Here is a 270-nt window from a genome sequence, read left to right as displayed (position 1 = left end):
CGGCCAATCGGGTCGTACTGGTAGGCCAGATGACCACGACGGGTGTCGTGGATGTCGGTCAGCTGGCCTACCGCGTCGTACTGATACTCACGCTTGAGCAGGGTCGATTTGCCGTCCTGGCTGCCCAACAGCTGTTCCTGCAAGCGCCCCGCCGGGTCCCACGCCTGAGTCTGGCTCAACCTGTTGCCCTGATGCCGCACAACCTCGCGGTGCAGGTCATCGCGCTCGTAGGCCAGCAGTTCATGCTGATCGACCGTCATGCCCAACAGA

General features: G+C 63.0%; 1 protein-coding gene. It reads right to left on the bottom strand.

Annotated elements, in window-relative coordinates; translation table 11 throughout:
* Positions 1-270, bottom strand: a 270-nt coding sequence (locus QMX96_RS26960; protein WP_282362742.1) for a hypothetical protein, incomplete at both ends; no start/stop codon positions are given.

It is taken from the genome of Pseudomonas sp. PS01300 (assembly GCF_029960155.1).
Lineage (GTDB): Bacteria > Pseudomonadota > Gammaproteobacteria > Pseudomonadales > Pseudomonadaceae > Aquipseudomonas > Aquipseudomonas palmensis.
This window is presented reverse-complemented; position numbering and strand designations above follow the sequence as displayed.